General features: G+C 66.6%; 21 protein-coding genes. 11 read left to right on the top strand and 10 right to left on the bottom strand.

Going from position 1 to position 21437, the window contains the following annotated elements; translation table 11 throughout:
• Positions 1 to 3 precede the first annotated feature (3 nt).
• Complete coding sequence (locus tag QO207_RS02570) at positions 4 to 312, bottom strand: c-type cytochrome (RefSeq protein ID WP_301479264.1); 309 nt, start codon at positions 310 to 312, stop codon at positions 4 to 6.
• A gap of 199 nt (positions 313 to 511) precedes the next feature.
• On the opposite strand from QO207_RS02570, the gene QO207_RS02575 reads away from it, so the two are divergent.
• From QO207_RS02575 to QO207_RS02600, 6 genes are all read left to right on the top strand, one after another.
• Complete coding sequence (locus QO207_RS02575) at positions 512 to 1309, top strand: CbbQ/NirQ/NorQ/GpvN family protein (RefSeq protein ID WP_301479265.1); 798 nt, start codon at positions 512 to 514, stop codon at positions 1307 to 1309.
• Entirely contained in the window at positions 1293 to 1886 is a 594-nt protein-coding gene (locus tag QO207_RS02580; RefSeq protein WP_301479267.1) for a cytochrome c oxidase subunit 3, read from the top strand. Before QO207_RS02575 ends, QO207_RS02580 begins: the two co-directional genes overlap by 17 nt.
• Entirely contained in the window at positions 1883 to 2131 is a 249-nt protein-coding gene (locus QO207_RS02585) for a cytochrome C oxidase subunit IV family protein (RefSeq protein ID WP_301479269.1), read from the top strand. The genes QO207_RS02580 and QO207_RS02585 overlap by 4 nt, the downstream gene beginning before the upstream one ends.
• A 113-nt stretch (positions 2132 to 2244) precedes the next feature.
• Positions 2245 to 2685: a cytochrome c gene (locus QO207_RS02590; RefSeq protein ID WP_169935397.1), complete on the top strand. Its 441-nt coding sequence runs from the start codon at positions 2245 to 2247 to the stop codon at positions 2683 to 2685.
• Positions 2686 to 2687: 2 nt separating this feature from the next.
• Entirely contained in the window at positions 2688 to 4112 is a 1425-nt protein-coding gene (locus QO207_RS02595) for a cbb3-type cytochrome c oxidase subunit I (RefSeq protein ID WP_301479271.1), read from the top strand.
• Between the two features lie 260 nt (positions 4113 to 4372).
• Entirely contained in the window at positions 4373 to 6220 is a 1848-nt protein-coding gene (locus tag QO207_RS02600; RefSeq protein ID WP_301479272.1) for a nitric oxide reductase activation protein NorD, read from the top strand.
• 208 nt (positions 6221 to 6428) lie between these two features.
• Here the strand turns inward: QO207_RS02600 and QO207_RS02605 are convergent, their stop codons facing one another.
• From QO207_RS02605 to nirK, 6 genes are all read right to left on the bottom strand, one after another.
• Complete coding sequence (locus QO207_RS02605; protein WP_301479275.1) at positions 6429 to 6611, bottom strand: protein DnrP; 183 nt, start codon at positions 6609 to 6611, stop codon at positions 6429 to 6431.
• A 3-nt stretch (positions 6612 to 6614) separates the two neighbouring features.
• A complete protein-coding gene (locus QO207_RS02610; RefSeq protein WP_301479277.1) occupies positions 6615 to 7298 on the bottom strand; it encodes a Crp/Fnr family transcriptional regulator in 684 nt (227 codons plus the stop codon).
• Between the two features lie 108 nt (positions 7299 to 7406).
• Complete coding sequence (gene ytfE, locus QO207_RS02615) at positions 7407 to 8078, bottom strand: iron-sulfur cluster repair protein YtfE (protein WP_301479279.1); 672 nt, start codon at positions 8076 to 8078, stop codon at positions 7407 to 7409.
• Between the two features lie 110 nt (positions 8079 to 8188).
• Positions 8189 to 8917 carry a Crp/Fnr family transcriptional regulator gene (locus QO207_RS02620; RefSeq protein WP_301479281.1) on the bottom strand — a complete coding sequence of 243 codons (729 nt, stop codon included), beginning with the start codon at positions 8915 to 8917 and terminating at the stop codon, positions 8189 to 8191.
• A gap of 65 nt (positions 8918 to 8982) precedes the next feature.
• Complete coding sequence (locus QO207_RS02625) at positions 8983 to 9798, bottom strand: SUMF1/EgtB/PvdO family nonheme iron enzyme (protein WP_301479282.1); 816 nt, start codon at positions 9796 to 9798, stop codon at positions 8983 to 8985.
• A 61-nt stretch (positions 9799 to 9859) separates the two neighbouring features.
• Entirely contained in the window at positions 9860 to 10882 is a 1023-nt protein-coding gene (gene nirK / locus QO207_RS02630) for a copper-containing nitrite reductase (protein ID WP_301479411.1), read from the bottom strand.
• 376 nt (positions 10883 to 11258) lie between these two features.
• Between nirK and QO207_RS02635 the strand changes: the two genes are divergently transcribed.
• Positions 11259 to 13436 carry an outer membrane assembly lipoprotein YfiO gene (locus QO207_RS02635; RefSeq protein ID WP_301479284.1) on the top strand — a complete coding sequence of 726 codons (2178 nt, stop codon included), beginning with the start codon at positions 11259 to 11261 and terminating at the stop codon, positions 13434 to 13436.
• Between the two features lie 5 nt (positions 13437 to 13441).
• On the top strand, positions 13442 to 14149 hold the full coding sequence (locus QO207_RS02640) for a DUF3142 domain-containing protein (protein WP_301479286.1): 708 nt from the start codon (positions 13442 to 13444) through the stop codon (positions 14147 to 14149).
• 255 nt (positions 14150 to 14404) lie between these two features.
• Here the strand turns inward: QO207_RS02640 and yegQ are convergent, their stop codons facing one another.
• Together yegQ and zwf are read right to left on the bottom strand one after the other, a co-directional pair.
• Positions 14405 to 15808 (bottom strand): tRNA 5-hydroxyuridine modification protein YegQ, encoded by a 1404-nt coding sequence (gene yegQ, locus QO207_RS02645; RefSeq protein WP_301479288.1) that lies wholly within the window; start codon positions 15806 to 15808, stop codon positions 14405 to 14407.
• A gap of 282 nt (positions 15809 to 16090) precedes the next feature.
• Positions 16091 to 17566 (bottom strand): glucose-6-phosphate dehydrogenase, encoded by a 1476-nt coding sequence (gene zwf / locus QO207_RS02650; RefSeq protein ID WP_301479290.1) that lies wholly within the window; start codon positions 17564 to 17566, stop codon positions 16091 to 16093.
• Positions 17567 to 17657: 91 nt separating this feature from the next.
• Here zwf and hexR point away from each other — a divergent pair, with 91 nt between their 5' ends.
• Positions 17658 to 18542, top strand: a complete 885-nt coding sequence (gene hexR, locus QO207_RS02655; RefSeq protein WP_301479292.1) for a transcriptional regulator HexR — start codon at positions 17658 to 17660, stop codon at positions 18540 to 18542.
• 157 nt (positions 18543 to 18699) lie between these two features.
• A complete protein-coding gene (locus QO207_RS02660) occupies positions 18700 to 18882 on the top strand; it encodes a PA3496 family putative envelope integrity protein (RefSeq protein WP_301479294.1) in 183 nt (60 codons plus the stop codon).
• On the opposite strand, the gene QO207_RS02665 is transcribed toward QO207_RS02660, so the two are convergent.
• Positions 18836 to 19771: a LysR family transcriptional regulator gene (locus QO207_RS02665; protein ID WP_138213613.1), complete on the bottom strand. Its 936-nt coding sequence runs from the start codon at positions 19769 to 19771 to the stop codon at positions 18836 to 18838. The two genes, QO207_RS02660 and QO207_RS02665, sit on opposite strands and share 47 nt — an antisense overlap.
• A 241-nt stretch (positions 19772 to 20012) precedes the next feature.
• Here QO207_RS02665 and QO207_RS02670 point away from each other — a divergent pair, with 241 nt between their 5' ends.
• Positions 20013 to 21428, top strand: a complete 1416-nt coding sequence (locus QO207_RS02670) for an acetyl-CoA carboxylase biotin carboxylase subunit (protein ID WP_024766119.1) — start codon at positions 20013 to 20015, stop codon at positions 21426 to 21428.
• Positions 21429 to 21437 lie beyond the last annotated feature (9 nt).

Below are 21437 nucleotides of genomic sequence, written 5' to 3' on the forward strand. Positions count from 1 at the left end.
ACGTTACTTGAGGGTGACGATCCACTCGGCGAGGGTCTTGGCTTCCTCCTCGCTGACGGTGCGGTTGGCCGGCATCGGGATCGGCCCCCAGACGTCCTTGCTGCCGGTGAGGATGCTGTGGCTGATGTGCGCCGTGCCGTCGGCGCCGTACTTGGCGGCGACCTCATGGAACGCCGGGCCCACCAGCTTCTTGTCCACCGCATGGCAGGCCACGCAGGCCTTCGCCTTGAACAGCTCTTCGCCGCTGCTGGCCAGCGCCGTCGTCTGGACCAGCATGCCACCCAGCAGCAGGGCAACCAGGGCTTTGTTCATCACCGCTCTCCTCACAGGCTTGGCGCTTCGAGGCGCCGTTCGTATGCGCCGGCTTCCCGCCCGGCTTCTGTGGCGATTCTAGGAGCGGCCCTGATGGCCTTGGCTTGATGGCAATCAAGAACTCCTCGCGTCGTGCTTGAGGCGGGTGGCTTGGCTGATTAGCTTGCCTACCGAAACTTCCTACAGAGAATTCCTCGCCATGAATGCCCCCGCCCAGCCCATCGAGCCGCTCTTCTACCAGGCGACCGGCAACGAGGTGGCGCTGTTCACCCACGCCTCCGCCCAGGGCATGCCGGTGCTGATCAAGGGCCCGACCGGTTGCGGCAAGACCCGTTTCGTCCAGCACATGGCGCAGCGTCTGAACCTGCCGCTGTACACCGTGGCCTGCCATGACGACCTGTCGGCGGCGGACCTGGTCGGCCGCCACCTGATCGGCAGCGACGGCACCTGGTGGCAGGACGGCCCGCTGACCCGCGCGGTGCGCGAAGGCGGCATCTGCTACCTGGACGAAGTGGTGGAGGCGCGGCAGGACACCGTCGTGGTGCTGCACCCGCTGGCGGACGACCGCCGTGAACTGTTCATCGAGCGCACCGGCGAAGCCCTGGTGGCGCCGCCGGGCTTCATGCTGGTGGTGTCCTACAACCCCGGCTATCAGAACTTGCTGAAGGGCATGAAGCCCAGTACGCGCCAGCGCTTCGTCGCCCTGCATTTCGACTATCCGACGCCGGAAGTGGAAGCCGGCATCATCTCTCGCGAGGCTGGGGTGTCCCCCGAACTGGCTCAGCGCCTGGCGCAACTGGGCGTGGCCCTGCGCCGTCTGGGCCGGCAGGAGCTGGAAGAGGTCTGCTCGACGCGCCTGCTGGTGCTCACCGCGCGCCTGCTGCAGGCCGGTGTCGCGCCGCGCGATGCCTGCCGCGCCGGGCTCGCCGAGCCGCTGTCGGACGACGCGGCCACGGTTACCGCGCTGATGGACCTGGTCGATGTCCACTTCGCCTGAGGCGACGTTCAGTGCCCGGCGACTGCCGGGCGACCTGGCGATGTGGTTGTTCATCCTCGCCGAGCTGACGGTCTTCGCCATCCTCATCATCGTCTTCGCCGTGACCCAGCACCTGGATGTCGAAGGCTTCCGCGCCGGGCGCGCGCAACTGGACCTGTCCACCGCCCTGGCGTTGACCCTGACCCTGCTCACCGCCGGCTTCTGTGCGGCGCTGGCGGTGGAGCAGGTGCGCCACGGCCGCCAGCGCCGCGCGGCTGCATTACTGGCTCTTGCCGTGCTGCTGGGTTTGGCCCATGTGGTGCTCAAGTCCGGCGAATACCATCACCTCGCCGCGCGCGGGCTGGACCTGGAATACAGCACCTTCTTCACCCTGTTCTGGCTGATCACCGGCTTCCACTTCCTGCACGTGTTGCTGGGGCTGGTGATCCTCGGCTGGATGACCCTGCGCTGCCTGCGCGGCGCCTACCGCAGCGACGAGCTGGGCGGGCTGGAGTCCGGCGCGCTCTACTGGCACATGGTCGACCTGGTCTGGGTGGTGCTGTTCCCGCTGGTCTACGTGCTGGCGCCCGGCTCATGAAGACGCTGCTGCTCGCCTGGCTGCTGATGTTGCCCATGTCCGTCGCCTCCGTCTGGCTCGGCCACCATGCGCCCGACCTGCTGCTGCCGGTGGCGGCGATCCTGCTGCTGGGCCTGGGCAAGGCCTGGCTCATCGCGCTGCGCTTCATGGAGCTGAGCCACGGCCCGCGCCTGTGGCAGGCGCTGTTGCTCGGCTGGCCGCTGGTGGTCACCTGCGTGATCCTGGCCATTCACGCAACTCATTGATTTTCCTTCTGAAAAATACCTGACTGGAAGCATTGGTCTTTCTTGATTGCCATCAAGCGAGACGTCCTAGGAGGCTTCCTACAATGGCCCCGACCGTGACCTAGGAGGGCCCCATGTCAGAGACATTTACCAAAGGGATGGCGAGGAACATCTACCTGGGAGGAGGCGTTTTCTTCTTCCTGGTGTTCCTCGCGCTGACCTATCACACCGAAACCACCTTCCCCAAGCGCACCAACCAGAGTGAGCTCACCGAATCGGTGGTGCGCGGCAAGCTGGTGTGGGAGCAGAACAACTGCGTGGGGTGCCACTCGATCCTCGGCGAAGGCGCCTACTTCGCGCCGGAGCTGGGCAACGTCGCCATCCGCCGTGGCGGTGATGCGGCCTTCGGCAGCTTCCTCGCCGCCTGGATGAAGATGCAGCCGCTGGGCGTGCCCGGTCGCCGGCAGATGCCGCAGTTCCACCTGAGCGACCAGGAGGTCACCGACCTCGCGGCGTTCCTGCTGTGGACATCGAAGATCGACACCAACAAATGGCCGCCGAACAAGGAGGGTTGAGCATGAACCCGGGCAATCCCTATCTGAAATTCGCCTCGCAGTCGGTGGCCAAGCCGTACTTCGTATTCGCCCTGATGCTCTTCGTCGGGCAGATCGTCTTCGGGCTGATCATGGGCATGCAGTACGTGGTCGGTGACTTCCTGTTCCCGGCGATCCCCTTCAACGTCGCGCGGATGGTGCACACCAACCTGCTGATCGTCTGGCTGCTGTTCGCCTTCATGGGCGCGGCCTACTACCTGATCCCCGAAGAGGCCGACCGCGAGCTGTACAGCCCGAAATTGGCCATCGTGCTGTTCTGGGTGTTCGCCATCGCCGGCGTGCTGACCATCCTGGGCTACCTGCTGGTGCCTTATGCGGGCCTGGCCAAGCTGACCCACAACGAGCTGCTGCCGACCATGGGCCGGGAGTTCCTCGAACAGCCGACGATCACCAAGATGGGCATCGTGGTGGTGGCGCTGGGCTTCCTCTTCAACATCGGCATGACCATGCTGAAAGGCCGCAAGACCGCCGTCAGCGTGGTGATGATGACCGGCCTGGTGGGCCTGGCGGTGTTCTTCCTGTTCTCCTTCTACAACCCGGAAAACCTCGCCCGCGACAAGTACTACTGGTGGTGGGTCGTGCACCTGTGGGTGGAAGGCGTGTGGGAGCTGATCATGGGCGCGATGCTGGCCTTCGTGCTGATCAAGATCACCGGCGTCGACCGCGAAGTGGTGGAGAAATGGCTCTACGTGATCATCGCCATGGCCCTGATCACCGGCATCATCGGTACCGGCCACCACTTCTTCTGGATCGGCGCACCGCAGGTCTGGCTGTGGCTGGGCTCGATCTTCTCCGCGCTGGAGCCGCTGCCGTTCTTCGCCATGGTCCTGTTCGCCTTCAACATGGTGAACCGTCGTCGCCGCGAACACCCGAACAAGGCCGCCGCGCTGTGGGCCCTGGGCACCACCGTGACCGCCTTCCTCGGCGCCGGCGTGTGGGGCTTCCTGCACACCCTGGCTCCGGTGAACTACTACACCCACGGCTCGCAGCTCACCGCGGCCCACGGTCACCTGGCCTTCTACGGCGCCTACGCGATGATCGTCATGACCATGATCAGCTACGCCATGCCGCGCCTGCGGGGCATCGGCGAAGCGCCTGACGCCCGTGCGCAGAGCCTGGAGATCTGGGGCTTCTGGCTGATGACCATCTCCATGCTGCTGATCACCCTGATGCTCACCGCCGCCGGCATCGTCCAGGTCTGGCTGCAACGCATGCCCGCCGATGGCGCCGCCATGCCATTCATGGCCACGGTCGAGCAGCTGAAGATCTTCTTCTGGCTGCGCCTGTACGCCGGTGTCGGCTTCTTCATCGGGCTGATCTGCTACCTGCTGAGCTTCCGCCAGCGCGGCCGCGTGGCCGTGGCTTCCGGCGCGGCTCAGGTGAGCTGATCGATACCGTCCACCCGGGCCCGTCCGCTTTGCGGCGGGCCTTTTGACGTTTACGGGGCCTGCCGGGCGCGTGCGAGATGACCGGCAGCGCTTTTAGCTCCCTCTCCCTTCAGGGAGAGGGCGGGGGGAGAGGGCCGCACCCAGCGCCGGAGTGGCCGGTAGCACCCTCTCCCTGACCCTCTCCCTGAAGGGAGAGGGGACTGGTTCGGCGTGGCGCTTGGTGCCGTGCCTCCCTGTACCTTCTCTCCCTTGGAGGCGCCATGACCATCCACCTCGAAATCGAAGAAAGCTTCGGCCGCGTCTGGCACCGCTTCATCACCCGCCGCGCCAGCCCGGAGTTCGAGGAGGCAGCCGTCAGCCTGGATGAAGTGCGGCGCAGCCTGCTGCTGCTGTTTCGCGGCACTGGCGGCGAGGCCGGGGTCGGCGTGGAGGCGGCCAGCGCTCGTGAACTGCTGGTGCGCCGCAGCCTGCTGCAGCAGGTGGCCGGCACCTGCCAGCAATTGCCGGTGGCCTGGTTCGACGCCGATTCCCTGCGCCTGCCCGCGCAGCTGGCGGTGTACCCCGACGCCGAACTGAACCGCGAGCTCTACCGCTGGCTGGCGCTGCTCGCTGCCCAGAGCCAGCCGATGCGCCACTGGGCGCGGGACAACCAGGCGTGGACCTGCGCAGTCCTGGAACGCTACCCATTGCTGCGCCCGCGCTACCACCGGCTGGTGGAAGCGCTGCTCAGCCTGCGGCCCGATGTCGACGATCTGCCGCCCGCCGAGGCAGAGCTGGAGCTGGCGCTGCAACGGGCGCTGCGCGATCCCGGCTGCGTCGAGCGCCTGCCGCGCAGCGAGAAAGCGCCTTGGCCGCTGCCGCTCTGGCTGTATCCGCCGCAAAGACTGGCCGCGCCGCAGCACACCGACCTGATCGACGGCGACGAGCACGGCCGTTCCGCCCACAGCGAAGCCAAGGGCCTGGCACGCAAGCGTGCCGAGCGGGTCGAGCAGGACCCCGGCCGCGGCGGCCTGCTGCTGTTCCGCCTGGAGAACCTGTTCAGCTGGTCCGAGCACATCGAACTGGATCGCGCCGGCGACGACAGCGAGGACCTCGATGCGGCGAAGGTCGCCGACGACCTCGACCATCTGAGCATGTCGCGGCAGCGGCAGAAGAAGGGCGGCGGGCTGAAGCTCGACCTCGACCTGCCGGCTTCCGACTACGACGACGTGCCGCTGGGCGAGGGCATTCGCCTGCCGGAATGGGATTACCGCCGCCAGCAGCTGCTCGACGACCACGTCTGCCTGCAGCCGATGCTGCCCCGCGATGCCGTGCCGGCACCATTGCCCGACGCCCTGGCGCCGATTGCACGGCGCCTGCGCCGGCAGTTCGAGAGCCTGCGCCAGCAACCGCAGTGGCTGCGCCGGCAACCCCAGGGCGCGGAGCTGGACCTGGAAGCCTGGCTGGATTTCAGCGTCGAACGGCGCCTCGGCGCGTGCAGCGAGCCGGGGTTGTTCCTCGAACGCCGGCAGACCCGCCGTGACCTCGCGTGCCTGCTGCTGGCGGACCTGTCGATGTCCACCGACGCGCACATCGACAACGAGCACCGGGTGATCGACCTGATCAGCGACAGCCTGCTGCTGTTCGGCGAGGCGCTGCAGGCGGTGGGCGATCGGTTCGCGTTGTACGGCTTCTCCTCGCTGCGTCGCCAGCAGGTGCGCCTGACCCAGCTGAAGACCTTCGATGAGCGCCACAACGATGTGGTGCGCGGGCGTATCCGCGCGCTGCGGCCGGGCTACTACACGCGCATGGGCGCGGCGATCCGCCGGGCCACGCAGCTGCTGCTGGAGCGCAAGGAGCGCCAGCGCGTGCTGCTGATCCTCACCGACGGCAAGCCCAATGACCTGGACCTTTACGAGGGACGCTACGGCGTCGAGGACACCCGCCAGGCCGTACTCGAAGCCCGTCGCGCCGGGCTGCTGCCGTTCTGCATCACCATCGACCGCGAGGCGGCGGACTACCTGCCGCATCTGTTCGGCAGCCAGGGTTACCTGCTGATCAACGATCCGGCGCAGTTGCCGGTGCAGTTGCCGCAGCTCTATCGCCAGCTCACCCGCCGCCAGGGGTAGCAGCTCTTTTGTAGGAGCGAGCTTGCTCGCGAACCGAACCCCGCAGCGGGGCCTGTTCGCGAGCAAGCTCGCTCCTACGAAAAGCAAAAAAGCGGATTTGAGTGGGAGTGAGGAACGTAGGGCGAATGAAGCGGAACGCTTCATCTGCCGTGGCGGATATCGCCTGGGGCGTTATGCGCCCTACGGGATATCGGTGGGATGTGCGGAATCAGCGCGGCAACCAGACCATCATCACCCCGCAGAACACCGCGAGGCACACGCAGTACCAGGCGAAGCGCCGCAGTCGGCGCTGCTTCGCCAGTTCCTGATCCAGCGGCAGAGGCATCCCGCACTGCGGGCAGTCCGCCGCATCCTCGGGGCTCTCGTGCTGGCAGTACAGGCACTGGCGCATGGGCTACTCGAATTGTTCCAGGCGCGCCACGTCGAGCACCTGCACGCTGCGGCCGTCGAGGTCGATGATGTTCTCGTCGATCAGCCGGCGCAGCACGCGGGAGAAGGTTTCCGGCTGGATCGACAGGTGCCCGGCGACCAGCTGCTTGGCCATCGGCAGCTCGAAGCGCTGGTCCTCGCTGCCATGGCGGTTGAGCTGGGTGAGCAGGTAGCGCACCACGCGGTGGGTGGAGTTCTTCAGCGACAGTGTCTCGATCTCGTTGATCCGCCGATGCAGGCGCACGCAGAGAGTGGCGAGCAGGGAGAAGGGCAGCTGCGGGTTGCTGTGCAGCAGCTCCATGTAGGTGCGGTTGGCGAAGCGGTAGACCTGGGTGGGCTCCAGCGCCTGGGCCGAGGCCACGTAGTCGGAGGTGTCCATCAGCATCATGGCTTCGGCGAAGGTCTGCCGGCTGCCGACGACTTCCAGCACCTTCTCCTGCCCCTCCGGGGTCAGGCGGTAGATCTTCACCGCGCCGGAAATCACGAAATAGAAGGCGTGGGCCGGCTCGCCCTGGAGGAACAGCTTGTCGCCTTTCTCCAGGTTGAGCAGCGTGCTGGTGGCAAGCAGCTGCTCCAGCTGTTCTTCGTTGAGCACGTTGAACAGATGGTGGCCGCACAGAATCTGGTGGTGGACGCGATGCGCGAGCATGGCGGAGCGCTCCTGGGCGGGGACTATCCCGCCAGTATGCGCGACGCTGCCCGGCAGCGTGGTGAGACAAGCTGTCACTGGTCGCCCTCCTGGCTTCGGGACCTGCGCTCAGGCCGGGTGGTTGGCGCCGAGGAACAGCAGGTTGTTCTCCAGGTGGATGTGCTGCATCAGGTCGCGGCGCAGCTCTTCCAGCCCGCTGTAGAGCCGCCGCCAGCTGTTGCAGCCGTCCGCCGGCACGGTGAGGTCTTCGGTCAGGGCGGCCAGCACGGCGAGGGACTGCGAATGTTCGTCGTGCTCATGGCGCATCACGCCTATGGGGCCCTGCACGTGAGTCAGCGGCACGCCCTGGCGCAGCCAGGGGAACAGCACGCTCTCCTCCTTGCACATGTGCCATTCCAGCTCTTCCTGCATGGTCTTCAGGTGCGCGGTCAGGCCGATCGGGCATTGCGGGTGGGCGCCGTGGGTCTTCTCGACGCGCTCGGCCAGCGGGATCAGCGCCGGCAGCTGCTCGCGGTGAACCTTGTGGTAGCGCTCGAGGATGTGGTCGATCAGCTGGTCGTTGCTGGTCAGACGCCAGTCGGTCTGGTCATTGGCTGGCGGCAGCGCTTGCAGTTCCTCGGCGATGTGCTGGGCGTCCAGGCCCTGTTCGCTGGCGGCTTCGCCCAGGCTGCGCTGGCCGGCGCAGCAGAAGTCGAGCTTGTAGTCGTGGAACAGCGCGGAGCTGCCCGGCAGGCTGAATGCCAGGTCGCTCAGGGTACGTTCGGTGAGGGTGTTGGTCATGGCGGGCCTCGGGTGGAGTGGGCAAGGCGGCCGCAGTCAGGGTGGCCGTCAGTCCTGATAAGGAGGCGGTCAGTCTAGGGAGGGAGGGGCGCCCGGCTCCTTGATTGCAGTCAAGCGGGCTCGACCGCCGCGTCCCGCTCGTCGCCGCCGGCCACCCGCATCAGTTGCTGCGGGTTGCACACCAGCAGCTTCTGCCGGCCGCCGACCACCAGCCCGCGGTCTTCCCAGGCACTGAGGATGCGCGAGACGGTGTGCAGGGTGGTGCCGGTCATCTCGGCGATGTCCTGGCGCGTGACTGGAAAATCGATACGGATACCGTCGGCTTCCGGTCGCCCGGACTGCTGCACCAGGCGCAGCACGGTATGGGCGACGCGCCGCTCGACCTCTTCGGTGGCCAGCTCGCAGAAGCGCACGTGAGCTTCCTGCAGGCGCTCACCGATGGCTTGCACGGTGTTCAGGGCGAAGCCGGGATGGCGCGCCAGCAGCGGCTCCCATTGCGTGGTGGGCCAGGACAGCACCAGGCTTTCCTGGGTTGCCGTGGCGGTGGCGGGGTAGTCGCGCCGGCCGAGGGCGCGGACGAAGCCGAACAGGTCACCGGGGTTGACCACGCGTACCAGCACGCGCTGGCCATCGCTGGTCAGCTGGGTCGCCTTCAGGCGGCCATGCACCAGCAGGTAGAAGCAGGAGGCCGGAGCGCCCTGTTCGAACACGGCGCCACCGCCGCGCACGCGCAGGATGCTGGCCTGGCGGAGGATGTCGGCCTGCTCGTCACGGTTGCTGCCGGCGAATGGCGGCAGGCTGCCGAGCCAGGCTTGGTTGAGGGAGAGCTGGGCGGTCACGGCAATGATCCCCGGTGGTTCGCCGCAGCATAACCATTAACCGTCGTGGCGAAACTTGAGGGGAATCAAGGGATCTCCCTGACCAGGCGGAAGCCCAGGTTGTCCGGCGGTTGCCCGGCCGCACAGCCGCCGCCGCGGGCATCACGGACGAAGTCGTTGATCGCCGCGCGGTGCTTGCCCTCGGCGATGCGGATCGAACAGGCCTCGACGCGGCTGAGCGGCTCGCCGCTGGCGTCGAGGTTGATCCGCTGGTGGCAGCTCTGCGTCCATTCCCAGACGTTGCCGCCCAGGTCGGCAATGCCGAATTCGTTGAGGCCATGACTGCCGCGCGCCTGCGGCTGCGCCGGGCCGACCGTGCGGGTTTGCGCCTCGAAGCTGTAGCGGGCCAGCCAGCGCCGGGCCGGGTTGCTGCCGTCGTCACCGTCGATGCGCAGGGCGTCGTCGGCCCAGCGCGAGCCGGCGAAAAACGCCCATTCGCGGTCGCTGGGCAGGCGCCAGGTCTGCCCGGTGCGGCGTGACAGCCAGTCGGCGTAGAGCTGTGCGTCCAGCAGGCTGGCGCCGGTCTGCGGTAGGTCGGCAGCGGGCGTGCCGGGCTCGCCGAGCGACAGGCAGTCGCCCTCGGCCACGCAGCGGGCGTATTCGGCCTGGCTGACCTGGTACTTCATCACTTCGAAGCGCGGTTGCAGGTTTTCCACCGCCGATGGCGCATCGATCGCGCGCTTGTCCTGCCAGTAGTCGCCGGCGGGGCGGAAGGCGAAAGCGCGCTGGGTCAGCTGCACCGTTTCCGGCGCGAGCTCGGGGTCGTGTTGCGGATCGAGCAGCAGGACGGCGGCGCCGAGCAGGAGCGCGGCGGGTACGCCGATCAGGGTCGCCTTGTGCATGGTTGCAGCATCCTTGGCTCACCGGAGGGAAGGGCCGGCCCGCGCGGGCCGGCCACGGGCCTTACTTGATCGGCGTCGGCGGCTCGATCTGGCTCATCAGGTCGGAGTTCCACTGCCCCTCGACCTGGAAGTGCGCGGTGGCGCCCAGCAGCACACCCTCGATCAGGTTGTGGTTGAGGTAGGCGTACAGGCCCGGCTGGCGGAAGGTGTAGAGCGCCGCGCCGGCCGCGCCGCCGGGGATGAACCAGGTTTCCAGGTCTTCCTCGGGCGGGTTGTTGAACTTGCCGGTGGCCCAGACATGGTCGCCGTGGCCGCCGATCAGGTGCGGGCGGGTATCGCGGTTGGCCTGGGAATGGACGATCAGCACGGTCTCGCCGACCTTGGATTTCAGCGCGTTCTTGCCGGTCAGGGCGCCCATCTTGCCGTTGAACACGATGTGGCTGGGGATCAGCCCCTTCATGACTTCCTGCATGTCGTTGAAGCTTTCCATCGGCGAGTTGTAGCGCTTGAACTTGCCGTCCTTGTCGCGCGGGACGTAGAAGTCCTGCTCGCCGATGTAGACCACCTTGTCGTACTTCAGGGCGCGGCCGTTGCGGTCCTTCAGGCCGTCACGCGGCAGCACCATGATCGCTCCGTTCATGCCCGACACCACGTGCCAGGGGATCATCGCGCCGCCCGGTGCGCAGTGGTAGACGAACACGCCGGGGCGGGTCGCACGGAAGCGCAGCTTGACCTGCTCGCCGGGGCTGACGATGGTCAGCGCGCCGCCGCCCAGGGCGCCGGTGGAGGCGTGGAAGTCGATGTTGTGGGCCATGGTGTTGGTGGCCGGGTTGACCAGCGTGAGCTCCAGGTAGTCGTCCTGGTGCACCACCATCAGCGGGCCGGGCACCGATCCGTTGAAGGTCATGGCATGCACCTGGGTGCCGTCGTCGTCCAGCACCAGGGTCTTCTCCTCGATGACCATGGTGAACTCGACCACCTTCGGCTTGCCGGTGGCGCGCAGCTCGTGGGCGTGGACCAGCGGCGGGGTGAGCAGCTCGACCTTGGTCCGCTGGAATTTCGACAGGTCCGGCGCCGGTCCCATGTTCTTCGGCGCCGCCTCCGCGTCGGCCAGTGCCCGGCCGCTGCCGAGCACGCTGCCGGTGACTCCTAGCACCACCGCGCCAGCCAGCAGCGTGCGGCGGGAAAGGGACATCTCTTCCTGATCGTGCATGGGTGTATCTCCGTGATCGACGAACTGTCGTTGAGCACAGAAATACGCTCCGGGTAGGAATTTTCTTTGAGCCGCAACAAACAAGGGATGCGCTGGACAACGTGTCGCAGGGCCTGCTGTGCGGTAAGTCGCGTTTACAGTCTTGTGCCCATGGAAGCGGGCAAGTGCCGGCGTGGCGATGTAAGATTCTTCCCTCTGAGCTGATTCCTCGTGCCCGCCTTTCGGGCCCAACGGACAAGGATCCTTCATGCGTCTGCACGGACTCACCCTGCTGGCCCTGATCACTGGCTGCCTCGGCGTGCAGGAAGCGCGCGCGAGCAGCGACGATTCCTGCTACCCCAGCTGGAACCTCAAGCGCGACTCGCTGGACGTCTGCAACAGCCTGCCGTTCCTGAGTCCGGGCAATGACAGCCGGGTCAATCTGCAGCTGCTGCTGGCCGATGCCGGCCAGGCAAGCGTCCCCAACCGCGCCCTATCCGACGACGAACAGCAACTGGGCTATGGCCTGGTGCCGTTCCCGCTGGCGCGCTGGCTGGAAGGCTCGGCGCCGGGAGACGCAAGCGACAGCTCCAGCGCCGCTGGCACCGCGCCGCTGGCCGACCTGGTGGCGCGCATCGGCCTGCCGGCGGACAGCCTGCCGGCCTCTTCCGACAGCTTCGCCAGTGGCGAAGGCAGCCGCTGCCGCAGCAACAACGCGGCCACCGCCCAGGACTTTCTCAGCCAGTTGCTGCTGGCCGACAGCCTGTCCGCCAGCGACCGCCAGGGCCTCGCCCGTGCGCGCCTGACCCTGCTCGGCGCCTGCCAGTGGGACGAAACCCAGCTCAGCGTGCTGCTGCCCGGCGACCTGCAGAGCGCTCCGGCCAAGGCCTACCGCAGCTACCTGAAAGCTGCGGCGGACTTCTACAGCGGGCGCTTCGGCGAGGCGCTGAAATCCTTCCGCGCGCTGCTGGACAGCGACCAGCCGTGGCTGAAGGAAACCTCGCGCTACATGGTCGCCCGCGCCTTGCTCAACCAGGCGCAGCTGAACGCCTTCGACGAAATGGGCTACCCGGACCTGCGCAAGGTCGACAAGAAAATCCTCGCCCAGGCTGAAACCGCCCTGGGCGACTACCTGAAGGCTTATCCACAGGGCCAGTACAGCGCCTCGGCGCAGGGCCTGGTGCGCCGGGTCTACTGGCTGATGAGCGACGAATCGCGGCTGGCCGGCGAGTATTCGCAGCTGTTTGCCCGCGAGGATGCCGACGATCTCGCCCAACTAGTGCAGGAAGTCGACAACAAGCTGCTGGTCACCGCCCACCCGGCCGACGTCAGCGACGCGCGCCTGCTGGCGGTGCTCGACCTGATGCAGATGCGCCATCGCGATTCCAGCGAGCCGCGCGCGCTGGACGCCGCCGGCCTGGCGGCGCAGAAGGATCTCTTCGCCAAGTACCCCGGCCTGCACGACTATCTGCTGGCGGCCTACCAGCTGTACGTCGAGGAGAAGCCCGACGAGGCGCTCAAGGCCCTCCCCGAGGAGCTGCCGGCGAAACTCGACTACCTCGCCTTCAGCCAGCAGACCCTGCGTGGCTTCGCCCTGGAAGCCGGCAACGACTGGATCGCTGCCGAGAAGCTCTGGCTGCGCCTGCTGCCGCTCGCCGAGCAGCCGCTGCAGCGCGAGCAACTGGAGCTGGCGCTGGCCTTCAACTACGAGCGCAGCGACCGCCTGGTGAAGGTGTTCGCCGAAGGCTCGCCGGTGCACACGCCGATCATCCGCGAAATCCTCCTGCGCCACGTCGCCGGCCCCGACCTGCTGCGCCAGCAGGCGAAATCCACCGGCATCTCGGTGGAGGAACGCGACACCGCGCTGTTTGCGCTGCTCTACAAGGACCTGCTGCACGGCCAGTACCAGGCCTATATCGATGACCTCGCGCTGCTGCCCACCGATGGCAGCGGCAAGCCGCTGGGCGCCAGCATCGGCTACCTCTACGGCAGCCTGCCGCTGTCGCTGTTCCAGTGGCCGGGCGGCAAGAACGACAGCGGCTACGAGTGCCCGGCGATCGTCGACATCGCCCGCGACCTGCAGCAGAGCCCGCAGCCGCCCAGGGCGCTGAACTGCCTGGGCGAGTTCATCCTGCGCAACAACCTCGACGGCTTCCCGCTGGACACCCAGCCCAGCGAACGCGAACTGGGCGGCGGCGAATCGCTGTTCCCCGGCAGCGCGTATTCGCGCATGGACGGCTACCTCAAGGTCATCGCCGACAAGCAGGCACCGGAAGACGACCGCGCCTACGCACTGTTCCGCGCCATCAACTGTTACGCGCCCAGCGGCTTCAACGGCTGCGGCAGCCAGGACATCGCCCCGGCGCAGCGCAAGCAGTGGTTCCGCACCCTCAAGGGCCAGTACTCGGCAACGCCCTGGGCCAAATCCCTGAAGTACTACTGGTAAGCCCGATGCGCCGCGCCCTGGCCATGACCCTGGCGCTGCTCGCGGGCAACGCCTCGGCGGCCGGGGTGGATGCCGCCGAGCACGATGCCTTCTGGCTCTGGAGCGGCGTCAAACCGCAGCCGGTGCTGGCCCAGGCGCGCACTCTCTACGTATTGCAAGGGCAGGTCAGCGCGCCGCGCCACAGCGATGGCCGCGCTCACCTGATCGCCCAGGGCATCGCCATCCCGCGGCTGAAGCAGGGCGAGGTCTGGGTGGTCTACCGTGCCCACACCCTGCGCTGGAACGAGGACATCTACCGCACCCTGCTGTCGCAGCTGCGCCGCTGGCGCGCGGCGGGCAACCCGGTGGTGGGCGTGCAGATCGACTTCGATGCGCGCACGCGCTACCTCAACGAGTACGTCGACTTCCTCCAGGACCTGCGCACGCGCCTGCCCGCCGGCTGCAAGCTGAGCATCACCGGGCTGATGGACTGGGGCAGCAACGCCGCGCCGGAAACCATCAACCGTTTGGCCGGCGTGGTGGACGAAGTAGTGGTGCAGACCTACCAGGGCCGCCACACCATCCCCAACTACCAGGCCTACCTGCCGCGCGTGGCGCGCCTGCAGCTGCCCTACCGCATCGGCCTGGCGCAGTACGGCCAGTGGCGGGCGCCGGACTACCTGGCGCAGAGCCGGTGGTTCAGGGGGTATGTGGTGTTCCTGCAGAACCCCTGACCGCGCGGATCAGAATCGGGTAGGGCGGATAACGCCTCAGGCGTTATCCGCCATTGCGGCGGATAACCCGTTCCGGGTTATGCGCCCTACGGTCTGGAGAGTCGGTGATGCGGGTGCGGGCGGCGGGCCGATCGCGGACGGAGTCCGCTCCTACGCACGCCGGCGGTTTGGGTATAGCGGCGCATGTTCCGGCGGGGTGTTGAACCTAGGGTAGGAGCGGACTCCGTCCGCGATAGGCTTCCGGCGGCAGAGGACTCAACCGCCGCCACACCCGCACTTGCCGCAATCGTTCCCGCAACCACCGGCTGCCGCTGCCTCCTGCGTATCGCGGGTGGTGCCGCCCTTCAGGTTGCGCATCAGCAGGGCGTATTGCAGGTCCAGCTCCTCGGGCAGCGGGAGGTAGACCACGTGCCCGTCGCCGGGCGCGACGGCGATGGCTTCGCCGCGGTTGTTCTCCAGCTTCTGCAGGCGGAAGGTGCGGTTGCCCGCCGGGGTCATCAGTTCGATGCTGTCGTCCACCTCGAAGCGGTTCTTCACCCGCACCTCGGCCAGGCCGTTGCGCCTCTCGCCGGTGAATTCGCCGACGAACCGCTGGCGCTCGGAGAGCGAGTGGCCGTACTGGTAGTTCTGGTACTCGTCATGCACGTGGCGACGCAGGAAGCCCTCGGTGTAGCCCCGGTGGGCGAGGGACTCCAGGGTGTCCATCAGGCCGAGGTCGAAGGCGCGCCCGGCGACCGCGTCGTCGATGGCCTTGCGGTAGGCCTGGGCGGTGCGCGCGACGTAGTAGTGCGACTTGGTCCGACCCTCGATCTTCAGCGAATGCACGCCCATCTGCGTCAAACGCTGCACGTGCTGGATAGCGCGCAGGTCCTTCGAATTCATGATGTAGGTGCCGTGCTCATCCTCGAAGGCCTCCATCAGCTCGCCGGGTCGGTTGGCTTCTTCGAGCAGGACGATTTCCTGGCTCGGCGCGCCGATGCCCAGGGTCGGTTCGACATTGCGCACTGCGTGGCCCAACTCGTCCTCGTGGGCGGCGTGGGTCTGGTATTCCCAGCGGCAGGCATTGGTGCAGGTGCCCTGGTTGGGGTCGCGGCGGTTGATGTAGCCCGACAGCAGGCAGCGCCCGGAGTAAGCCATGCACAGCGCGCCATGGACGAAGACTTCCAGCTCCATGCCCGGTACGCGCTGGCGAATCTCGCCGATTTCCTCCAGCGACAGCTCGCGGGACAGGATCACCCGCTTGAGTCCCTGCTGGCGCCAGAACTCCACGCTGGCCCAGTTCACCGCATTGGCCTGTACCGAGAGATGGATATCAACCTCGGGGAAATGCTGGCGAACCAGCATGATCAGGCCGGGATCGGACATGATCAGCGCATCCGGCCCGAGGGCGATCACCGACTCGACGTCCTGCAGGAAGGTCTTCAGCTTGGCGTTGTGCGGGGCGATGTTGACCACCACGTACAGGCGCTTGCCCAGGGCGTGGGCCTCGTTGATGCCGGTGGCGAGGTTGGCGTGGTCGAACTCGTTGTTGCGCACCCGCAGGCTGTAGCGCGGCTGGCCGGCATAGACGGCGTCGGCGCCGTAGGCAAAGGCGTGGCGCAGGCTCTTCAGCGAGCCGGCGGGGCAGAGCAGTTCGGGGGAATACGGCGTGGGGGACATGGCGGCGCAGCGGGTAGTGGGAAAAAGGCCGCCACTCTAGGAAATCCGCGGGCTGCGCGTGCTGAGCGAGGTCAACGAAGGGGCTGTTTTCGTAGGAGCGAGCTTGCTCGCGAAGCGCCCAACGCCGCCGGAGCTGCCGGTGGGCTCTGTTCGCGAGCAAGCTCGCTCCTACAGGTAGGTGTCGGCGGGCGTAGGAACGGACTCTGTCCGCGATGTGCCATCGGCCAGCTCGGAGCCGCGGGGAATCGATCGTGGACGCAGTCCGCTCCTACGTAAGCCGGATCATTCCAGCCATTTACGGCCCTGCAACTCCAGCAGCGTCTGCGCCTGCTCCGGGCCGTTGCTGCCGGCGGGGTAGGGGCGCGGGCTCAGGTAGTGCTCGTGCCAGCCCTTGATGATCGGGTCGACCCAGCTCCAGGCCGCTTCCACCTCGTCGCGGCGCATGAACAGCGTCGAGTCGCCCTCGATCACGTCCAGCAGCAGGCGTTCGTAGGCGTCCCAGCGGCGCTTGTTGCTGCTGAAGGCCTGGGCGAGGTTGAGGTCCAGCTCCACCGGTTCCAGCTGCATGCCCTTGCCCGGCGCCTTGGCCATCAGCTGCACGCTGATGCGCTCCTCGGGCTGCAGTCTTATCCACAGGCGGTTGGCTGCGCCGGCGCCGTTGCCGATCAGGCCGTTGGGCGCCGGCTTGAACTGGATGATGATCTCCGAGCACTTCTTCGCCATGCGCTTGCCGGTGCGCAGGTAGAACGGCACGCCGGCCCAGCGCCAGTTGTCGATCTCCGCCTGAACGGCGACGAAGGTCTCGGTATCGCTGTCGTTGTCGACATTTTTCTCGAACCAGTAGGCCGGCACCTCCTGCCCGCCGATGTGCCCGGCGGTGTATTGGCCGCGCACGGTCTTGTCCTGCACGTCCTGCCCGGAAATCGGCTTGAGCGCCTGCAGCACCTTCAGTTTCTCGTTGCGCACTGCCTCGGCGTCGAAGCGCACCGGTGCTTCCATGGTCACCAGGCAGAGCAGCTGCAGCAGGTGGTTCTGCACCATGTCGCGCATCGCCCCGGCGTGGTCGTAGTAGGCGCCACGGTTCTCCACGCCGAGGGTTTCGCTGACGGTGATCTGCACATGGTCGATGTGACCGTTGCGCCACACCGGCTCGAACAGGGTGTTGGCGAAGCGCAGGGCCATCAGGTTCTGCACGGTTTCCTTGCCCAGGTAGTGGTCGATGCGGAACACCCGCGACTCGTCGAACACTTCGCCGATGGCCTGGTTGATCGCCACTGCCGACTCCAGCGAATGCCCCAGCGGTTTCTCCAGCACGATGCGCGCCAGCGGCCCGGCCAGGCCGGCAATCTTCAGGTTCTGCGCAATCGGCGCGAACAGGCTCGGCGCGGTGGCCAGGTAATGCACCAGCACGCGGCCTTCGCTGCGTTTCAGGGCCTTGGCGATGCGGGCGAAATCGGCGCTCTGGGAGGCGTCCATCGCCACGTATTCCAGGCGCTGGGCGAAACTGCGCCAGGCCTCCGCGGAGAAGTCGCTGCGCGCTACCTGGGCACGGCAGTTGCGCTCGGCGAGGGCGAGGTAGGAGGCGTTGTCGCGCTGGCTGCGGGCGAGGGCGAAGATTCGCGTATCGGCCGGCAGACGGTTTTCCCGGTGCAGGTGGTAGAGCGCCGGCAGCAGTTTATGTAGCGCCAGATCGCCGCTGCCACCGAATACCAGAATGTCGCAAGAGCTTGGCAGGCCGAGGCTCGCAGGCGTTTTCACAGACTTATTCCCTGGGCTTTTCGGATGGTTTTGTAGTATAACTACATCAAGACTACATAAATTTCAGACAACTATCACCGAGCCTAACCCTGTGAACCTTTTGCAGCACATTGCCCAGTCGCGTCATCTGCTCCGCAAGTCGGAGCTCAAGGTTGCCGATCACGTGATGCAGGACCCTGCATCGGTCATGCACAGCTCCATGGCCGACCTCGCCCACAGCGTCGGCGTCAGCGAGCCGACCATCGTGCGCTTCTGCCGCGCCATCGGCTGCAGCGGCTTCCAGGACCTCAAGCTGAAACTGGCGCAGAGCCTCGCCGCCGGCGCCAGTTTCGGGCAGTTCTCGATCAACGAGAGCGACTCGGTGGCGGACTTCAGCCTGAAGATCTTCGACACCACCCTGCACTCGCTGATGGAAGTGCGCGAGAACCTCGACACCCACGCCCTGGAGCGTGCTGTCGCGGCCATCGCCCATGCCCAGCGCGTCGAGTTCTACGGCTTCGGCGCTTCCGGTGCGGTGGCGGCGGACGCCCAGCACAAGTTCTTCCGTCTGCTGCTGTCCGCGGCGGCCTATTCCGACCCGCACATGCAGGCCATGTCGGCGGTGACCCTGAAGCCTTCGGACGTGGCGATCTGCATCTCCCAGTCCGGTCGCTCCAAGGACCTACTGGTGACCGCCAACCTGGTGCGCGAAGCTGGCGCCACGCTGATCACCCTATGCCCGAGCCAGACTCCGCTGGCGGACCTGGCCACGGTGAACCTGGCGGTGGACGTGCACGAAGACACCGACATCTACACCCCGCTGACTTCGCGCATCGCCCACCTGGTGGTGATCGACGTGCTGGCGATGGGCGTGGCCATGGCCCGCGGCCCGGACCTGGTGAATCACCTGAAGAGCGTGAAGCGCAGCCTGCGCAGCCTGCGTCTGTCGCCGAAGGTGATCAAGAACCATGAGGAACGCCCGGAAGAGGCGTCCTGATCCTGCCCTGACGGTGCCGCCGACCGCTCGTCGGCGTCACCGGCGCTTCACCACCACGTCGTCAAACGGTCATCCGTGGCCAGCATTCTGGCGTCTCCAGCCCTTCGGCCTTGGGAGATGCGAGATGCCCCGCCATATCGACGACACCCAGCTCTAAGTGGACAGCAAGACCCGTCGCAAGCTCGAGGACCAGCGCCGCATGCAGTTCCGGCGCGCCATCGAGGACCGTGTGGAGGCCCAGCGCCTGGCCCACGAAACCTCGGATTTTCCCGACCTGATCGCCGCCGCCTACCTCACTTCGGCGAAGGCGGGCCGGCGAAGCGTTCGGCCAGCTGGCTGATCAGCGCGCGCTCTTCACGGATGAAGGCGACGAACGCCTGGGCAACAGGGCTCAGGCGCTTGCCGCGGGCGTGCACCAGACACCAGCTGCGGTAGAGCGGCAGTTCCTCCACCGGCAATTCGTGGAGCAACCCGGACTGCAGTTCGCGGCTCACCGCGTGGCGCGGCAACAGCGCCAGCCCCAATCCCGCCAGCACCCCTTCCCTTGAGCCTTCCAGCGAGGCGAATTCCAGCGTCTGCGGGAAGTGCGCGCGTTTCTGCTGGAAGTGTTCCTCGCAGGCCTTGCGCGTTCCCGAGCCGGGCTCGCGGATCAGCAGCGGGTAGGGTTCCAGGTCCTTCAACGAGAGCTTCGCGGCGTTGCACAGCGGGTGGTCCGGCGGTGCCACGGCGACTATCGGGTTGTTCAGGAAGGGCAGGAATTCCAGCGCCATGTCCTGCGGCACCAGGGACATGATCACCAGGTCGTCGCGGTTGTCCGACAGGCGCTTGATCACCTGGGCGCGGTTGACCACCGTGAGGTTCAGGCTGACGTCCGGGTGCTGCGCGTGGAAGGCGGCGAACAGGTGCGGGGTGATGTACTTGGCGCTGGATTCCACCGCCAGGCGCAGCTGGCCCTGCAGCGAGCCCTTGAGGTCGGAGAGGTTCATGTCGAGCACTTCCAGGCGCTGGAAGATGTCGGTGGTCGCGCGCAGCAGGGCGTCGGCGGCGTCGGTCTGGTAGAGCTTCTTGCCGATGTATTCGAACAGCGGCTGGCCGACCAGCTCTTCCAGCTGGCGAATCTGCAGGCTGACCGCCGGCTGGGTCAGGGCCATTTCCTCCGCGGCGCGGCTGTAGGAACGGCTTTCGCAGACTGCGCGGAAAACCTGCAGCTGGCGAAGGGTCATACGCATCAATGACTTACGCATAGAACTCGGCCTGATCGCGACATTTTCGAGCAACTATAAATCATTCTTTATGGCTACCCCAATAATTATTGATTTTGGTTAATCCTCCCTCCCGCGCTAGGGTAAAAACACGCCGGAACCCGCTCCGGCCAAGCAATAGCCACAAGAGAGTCCAGCTGCCGTCAGCGGCGCTGCCGATGGGTTTTTACGCCGGGGTCCAAAAGGCCCGGGCCGAGGGAAAGCCGCAGTGATCAAGAAAATCCTGATCGCCAACCGTGGGGAGATCGCTGTCCGGATCGTGCGTGCCTGCGCCGAGATGGGCATCCGTTCGGTGGCCGTCTATTCCGATGCCGACCGTCACGCCCTGCACGTCAAGCGCGCCGACGAAGCCCACAGCCTGGGCGCCGACCCGCTGGCCGGCTACCTGAACCCGCGCGCCCTGGTCAACTTGGCGGTGGAAACCGGCTGCGACGCCCTGCACCCGGGCTACGGCTTCCTCTCCGAGAACGCCGAGCTGGCCGATATCTGCGCCGAACGCGGGATCAAGTTCATCGGCCCGTCGGCGGAAGTCATCCGCCGCATGGGCGACAAGACCGAAGCGCGCCGCAGCATGATCGCCGCCGGCGTCCCCTGCACCCCCGGTACCGAAGGCAACGTCGCCGACCTGGCCGAAGCGCTGTCCGAAGCCGAGCGCATCGGCTACCCGGTGATGCTCAAGGCCACCTCCGGTGGTGGCGGCCGCGGTATCCGCCGCTGCAACAGCCGCGAAGAGCTGGAGCAGAACTTCCCCCGCGTGATCTCCGAGGCCACCAAAGCCTTCGGCAGCGCGGAAGTCTTCCTCGAGAAGTGCATCGTCAACCCGAAGCACATCGAGGCGCAGATTCTCGCCGACTCCTTCGGCAACACCGTGCACCTGTTCGAGCGCGATTGCTCGATCCAGCGTCGCAACCAGAAGCTCATCGAGATCGCCCCCAGCCCGCAGCTCACCCCCGAGCAGCGCGCCTACATCGGTGATCTCTCGGTGCGCGCGGCCAAGGCCGTGGGCTACGAGAACGCCGGCACCGTGGAGTTCCTGCTCGCCGATGGCGAGGTGTACTTCATGGAGATGAACACCCGCGTGCAGGTGGAACACACCATCACCGAGGAAATCACCGGCATCGACATCGTCCGCGAGCAGATCCGCGTGGCCTCCGGCCTGCCGCTCTCGGTCAAGCAGGAAGACATCATCCACCGTGGCTTCGCGCTGCAATTCCGGATCAACGCCGAAGACCCGAAGAACAACTTCCTGCCGTCCTTCGGCAAGATCACCCGCTACTACGCCCCCGGCGGCCCCGGCGTGCGTACCGACACGGCGATCTACACCGGCTACACCATCCCGCCGTACTACGACTCGATGTGCCTGAAGCTGGTGGTCTGGGCGCTGACCTGGGAAGAGGCGCTGGACCGTGGCCTGCGTGCGCTGGACGACATGCGCGTGCAGGGCGTGAAGACCACTGCCGCCTACTACCAGGAAATCCTCAAAAACCCGGAATTCCGTAACGGCCAGTTCAACACCAGCTTCGTCGAAAGCCACCCGGAACTGACCCAGTACTCGATCAAGCGCACCCCGTCGCACCTGGCCATCGCCATCGCTACCGCCATTGCCGCCCACGCTGGCCTGTGAGGAATTCGT

The organism is Pseudomonas sp. CAN1 (assembly GCF_030462585.1).
In the GTDB taxonomy this organism is placed as follows: Bacteria; Pseudomonadota; Gammaproteobacteria; order Pseudomonadales; family Pseudomonadaceae; genus Pseudomonas.

What these genes read in the sequence shown, in the direction of transcription:
- QO207_RS02570 (WP_301479264.1), bottom strand. Translation starts at nt 312, where the DNA reads ATGAACAAAGCCCTGGTTGCCCTGCTGCTGGGTGGCATGCTGGTCCAG.
- QO207_RS02575 (WP_301479265.1), top strand. Translation starts at nt 512, where the DNA reads ATGAATGCCCCCGCCCAGCCCATCGAGCCGCTCTTCTACCAGGCGACC.
- QO207_RS02580 (WP_301479267.1), top strand. Translation starts at nt 1,293, where the DNA reads ATGTCCACTTCGCCTGAGGCGACGTTCAGTGCCCGGCGACTGCCGGGC.
- QO207_RS02585 (WP_301479269.1), top strand. Translation starts at nt 1,883, where the DNA reads ATGAAGACGCTGCTGCTCGCCTGGCTGCTGATGTTGCCCATGTCCGTC.
- QO207_RS02590 (WP_169935397.1), top strand. Translation starts at nt 2,245, where the DNA reads ATGTCAGAGACATTTACCAAAGGGATGGCGAGGAACATCTACCTGGGA.
- QO207_RS02595 (WP_301479271.1), top strand. Translation starts at nt 2,688, where the DNA reads ATGAACCCGGGCAATCCCTATCTGAAATTCGCCTCGCAGTCGGTGGCC.
- QO207_RS02600 (WP_301479272.1), top strand. Translation starts at nt 4,373, where the DNA reads ATGACCATCCACCTCGAAATCGAAGAAAGCTTCGGCCGCGTCTGGCAC.
- QO207_RS02605 (WP_301479275.1), bottom strand. Translation starts at nt 6,611, where the DNA reads ATGCGCCAGTGCCTGTACTGCCAGCACGAGAGCCCCGAGGATGCGGCG.
- QO207_RS02610 (WP_301479277.1), bottom strand. Translation starts at nt 7,298, where the DNA reads ATGCTCGCGCATCGCGTCCACCACCAGATTCTGTGCGGCCACCATCTG.
- ytfE (WP_301479279.1), bottom strand. Translation starts at nt 8,078, where the DNA reads ATGACCAACACCCTCACCGAACGTACCCTGAGCGACCTGGCATTCAGC.
- QO207_RS02625 (WP_301479282.1), bottom strand. Translation starts at nt 9,798, where the DNA reads ATGCACAAGGCGACCCTGATCGGCGTACCCGCCGCGCTCCTGCTCGGC.
- nirK (WP_301479411.1), bottom strand. Translation starts at nt 10,882, where the DNA reads ATGGGACCGGCGCCGGACCTGTCGAAATTCCAGCGGACCAAGGTCGAG.
- QO207_RS02635 (WP_301479284.1), top strand. Translation starts at nt 11,259, where the DNA reads ATGCGTCTGCACGGACTCACCCTGCTGGCCCTGATCACTGGCTGCCTC.
- QO207_RS02640 (WP_301479286.1), top strand. Translation starts at nt 13,442, where the DNA reads ATGCGCCGCGCCCTGGCCATGACCCTGGCGCTGCTCGCGGGCAACGCC.
- yegQ (WP_301479288.1), bottom strand. Translation starts at nt 15,808, where the DNA reads ATGTCCCCCACGCCGTATTCCCCCGAACTGCTCTGCCCCGCCGGCTCG.
- QO207_RS02665 (WP_138213613.1), bottom strand. Translation starts at nt 19,771, where the DNA reads ATGCGTATGACCCTTCGCCAGCTGCAGGTTTTCCGCGCAGTCTGCGAA.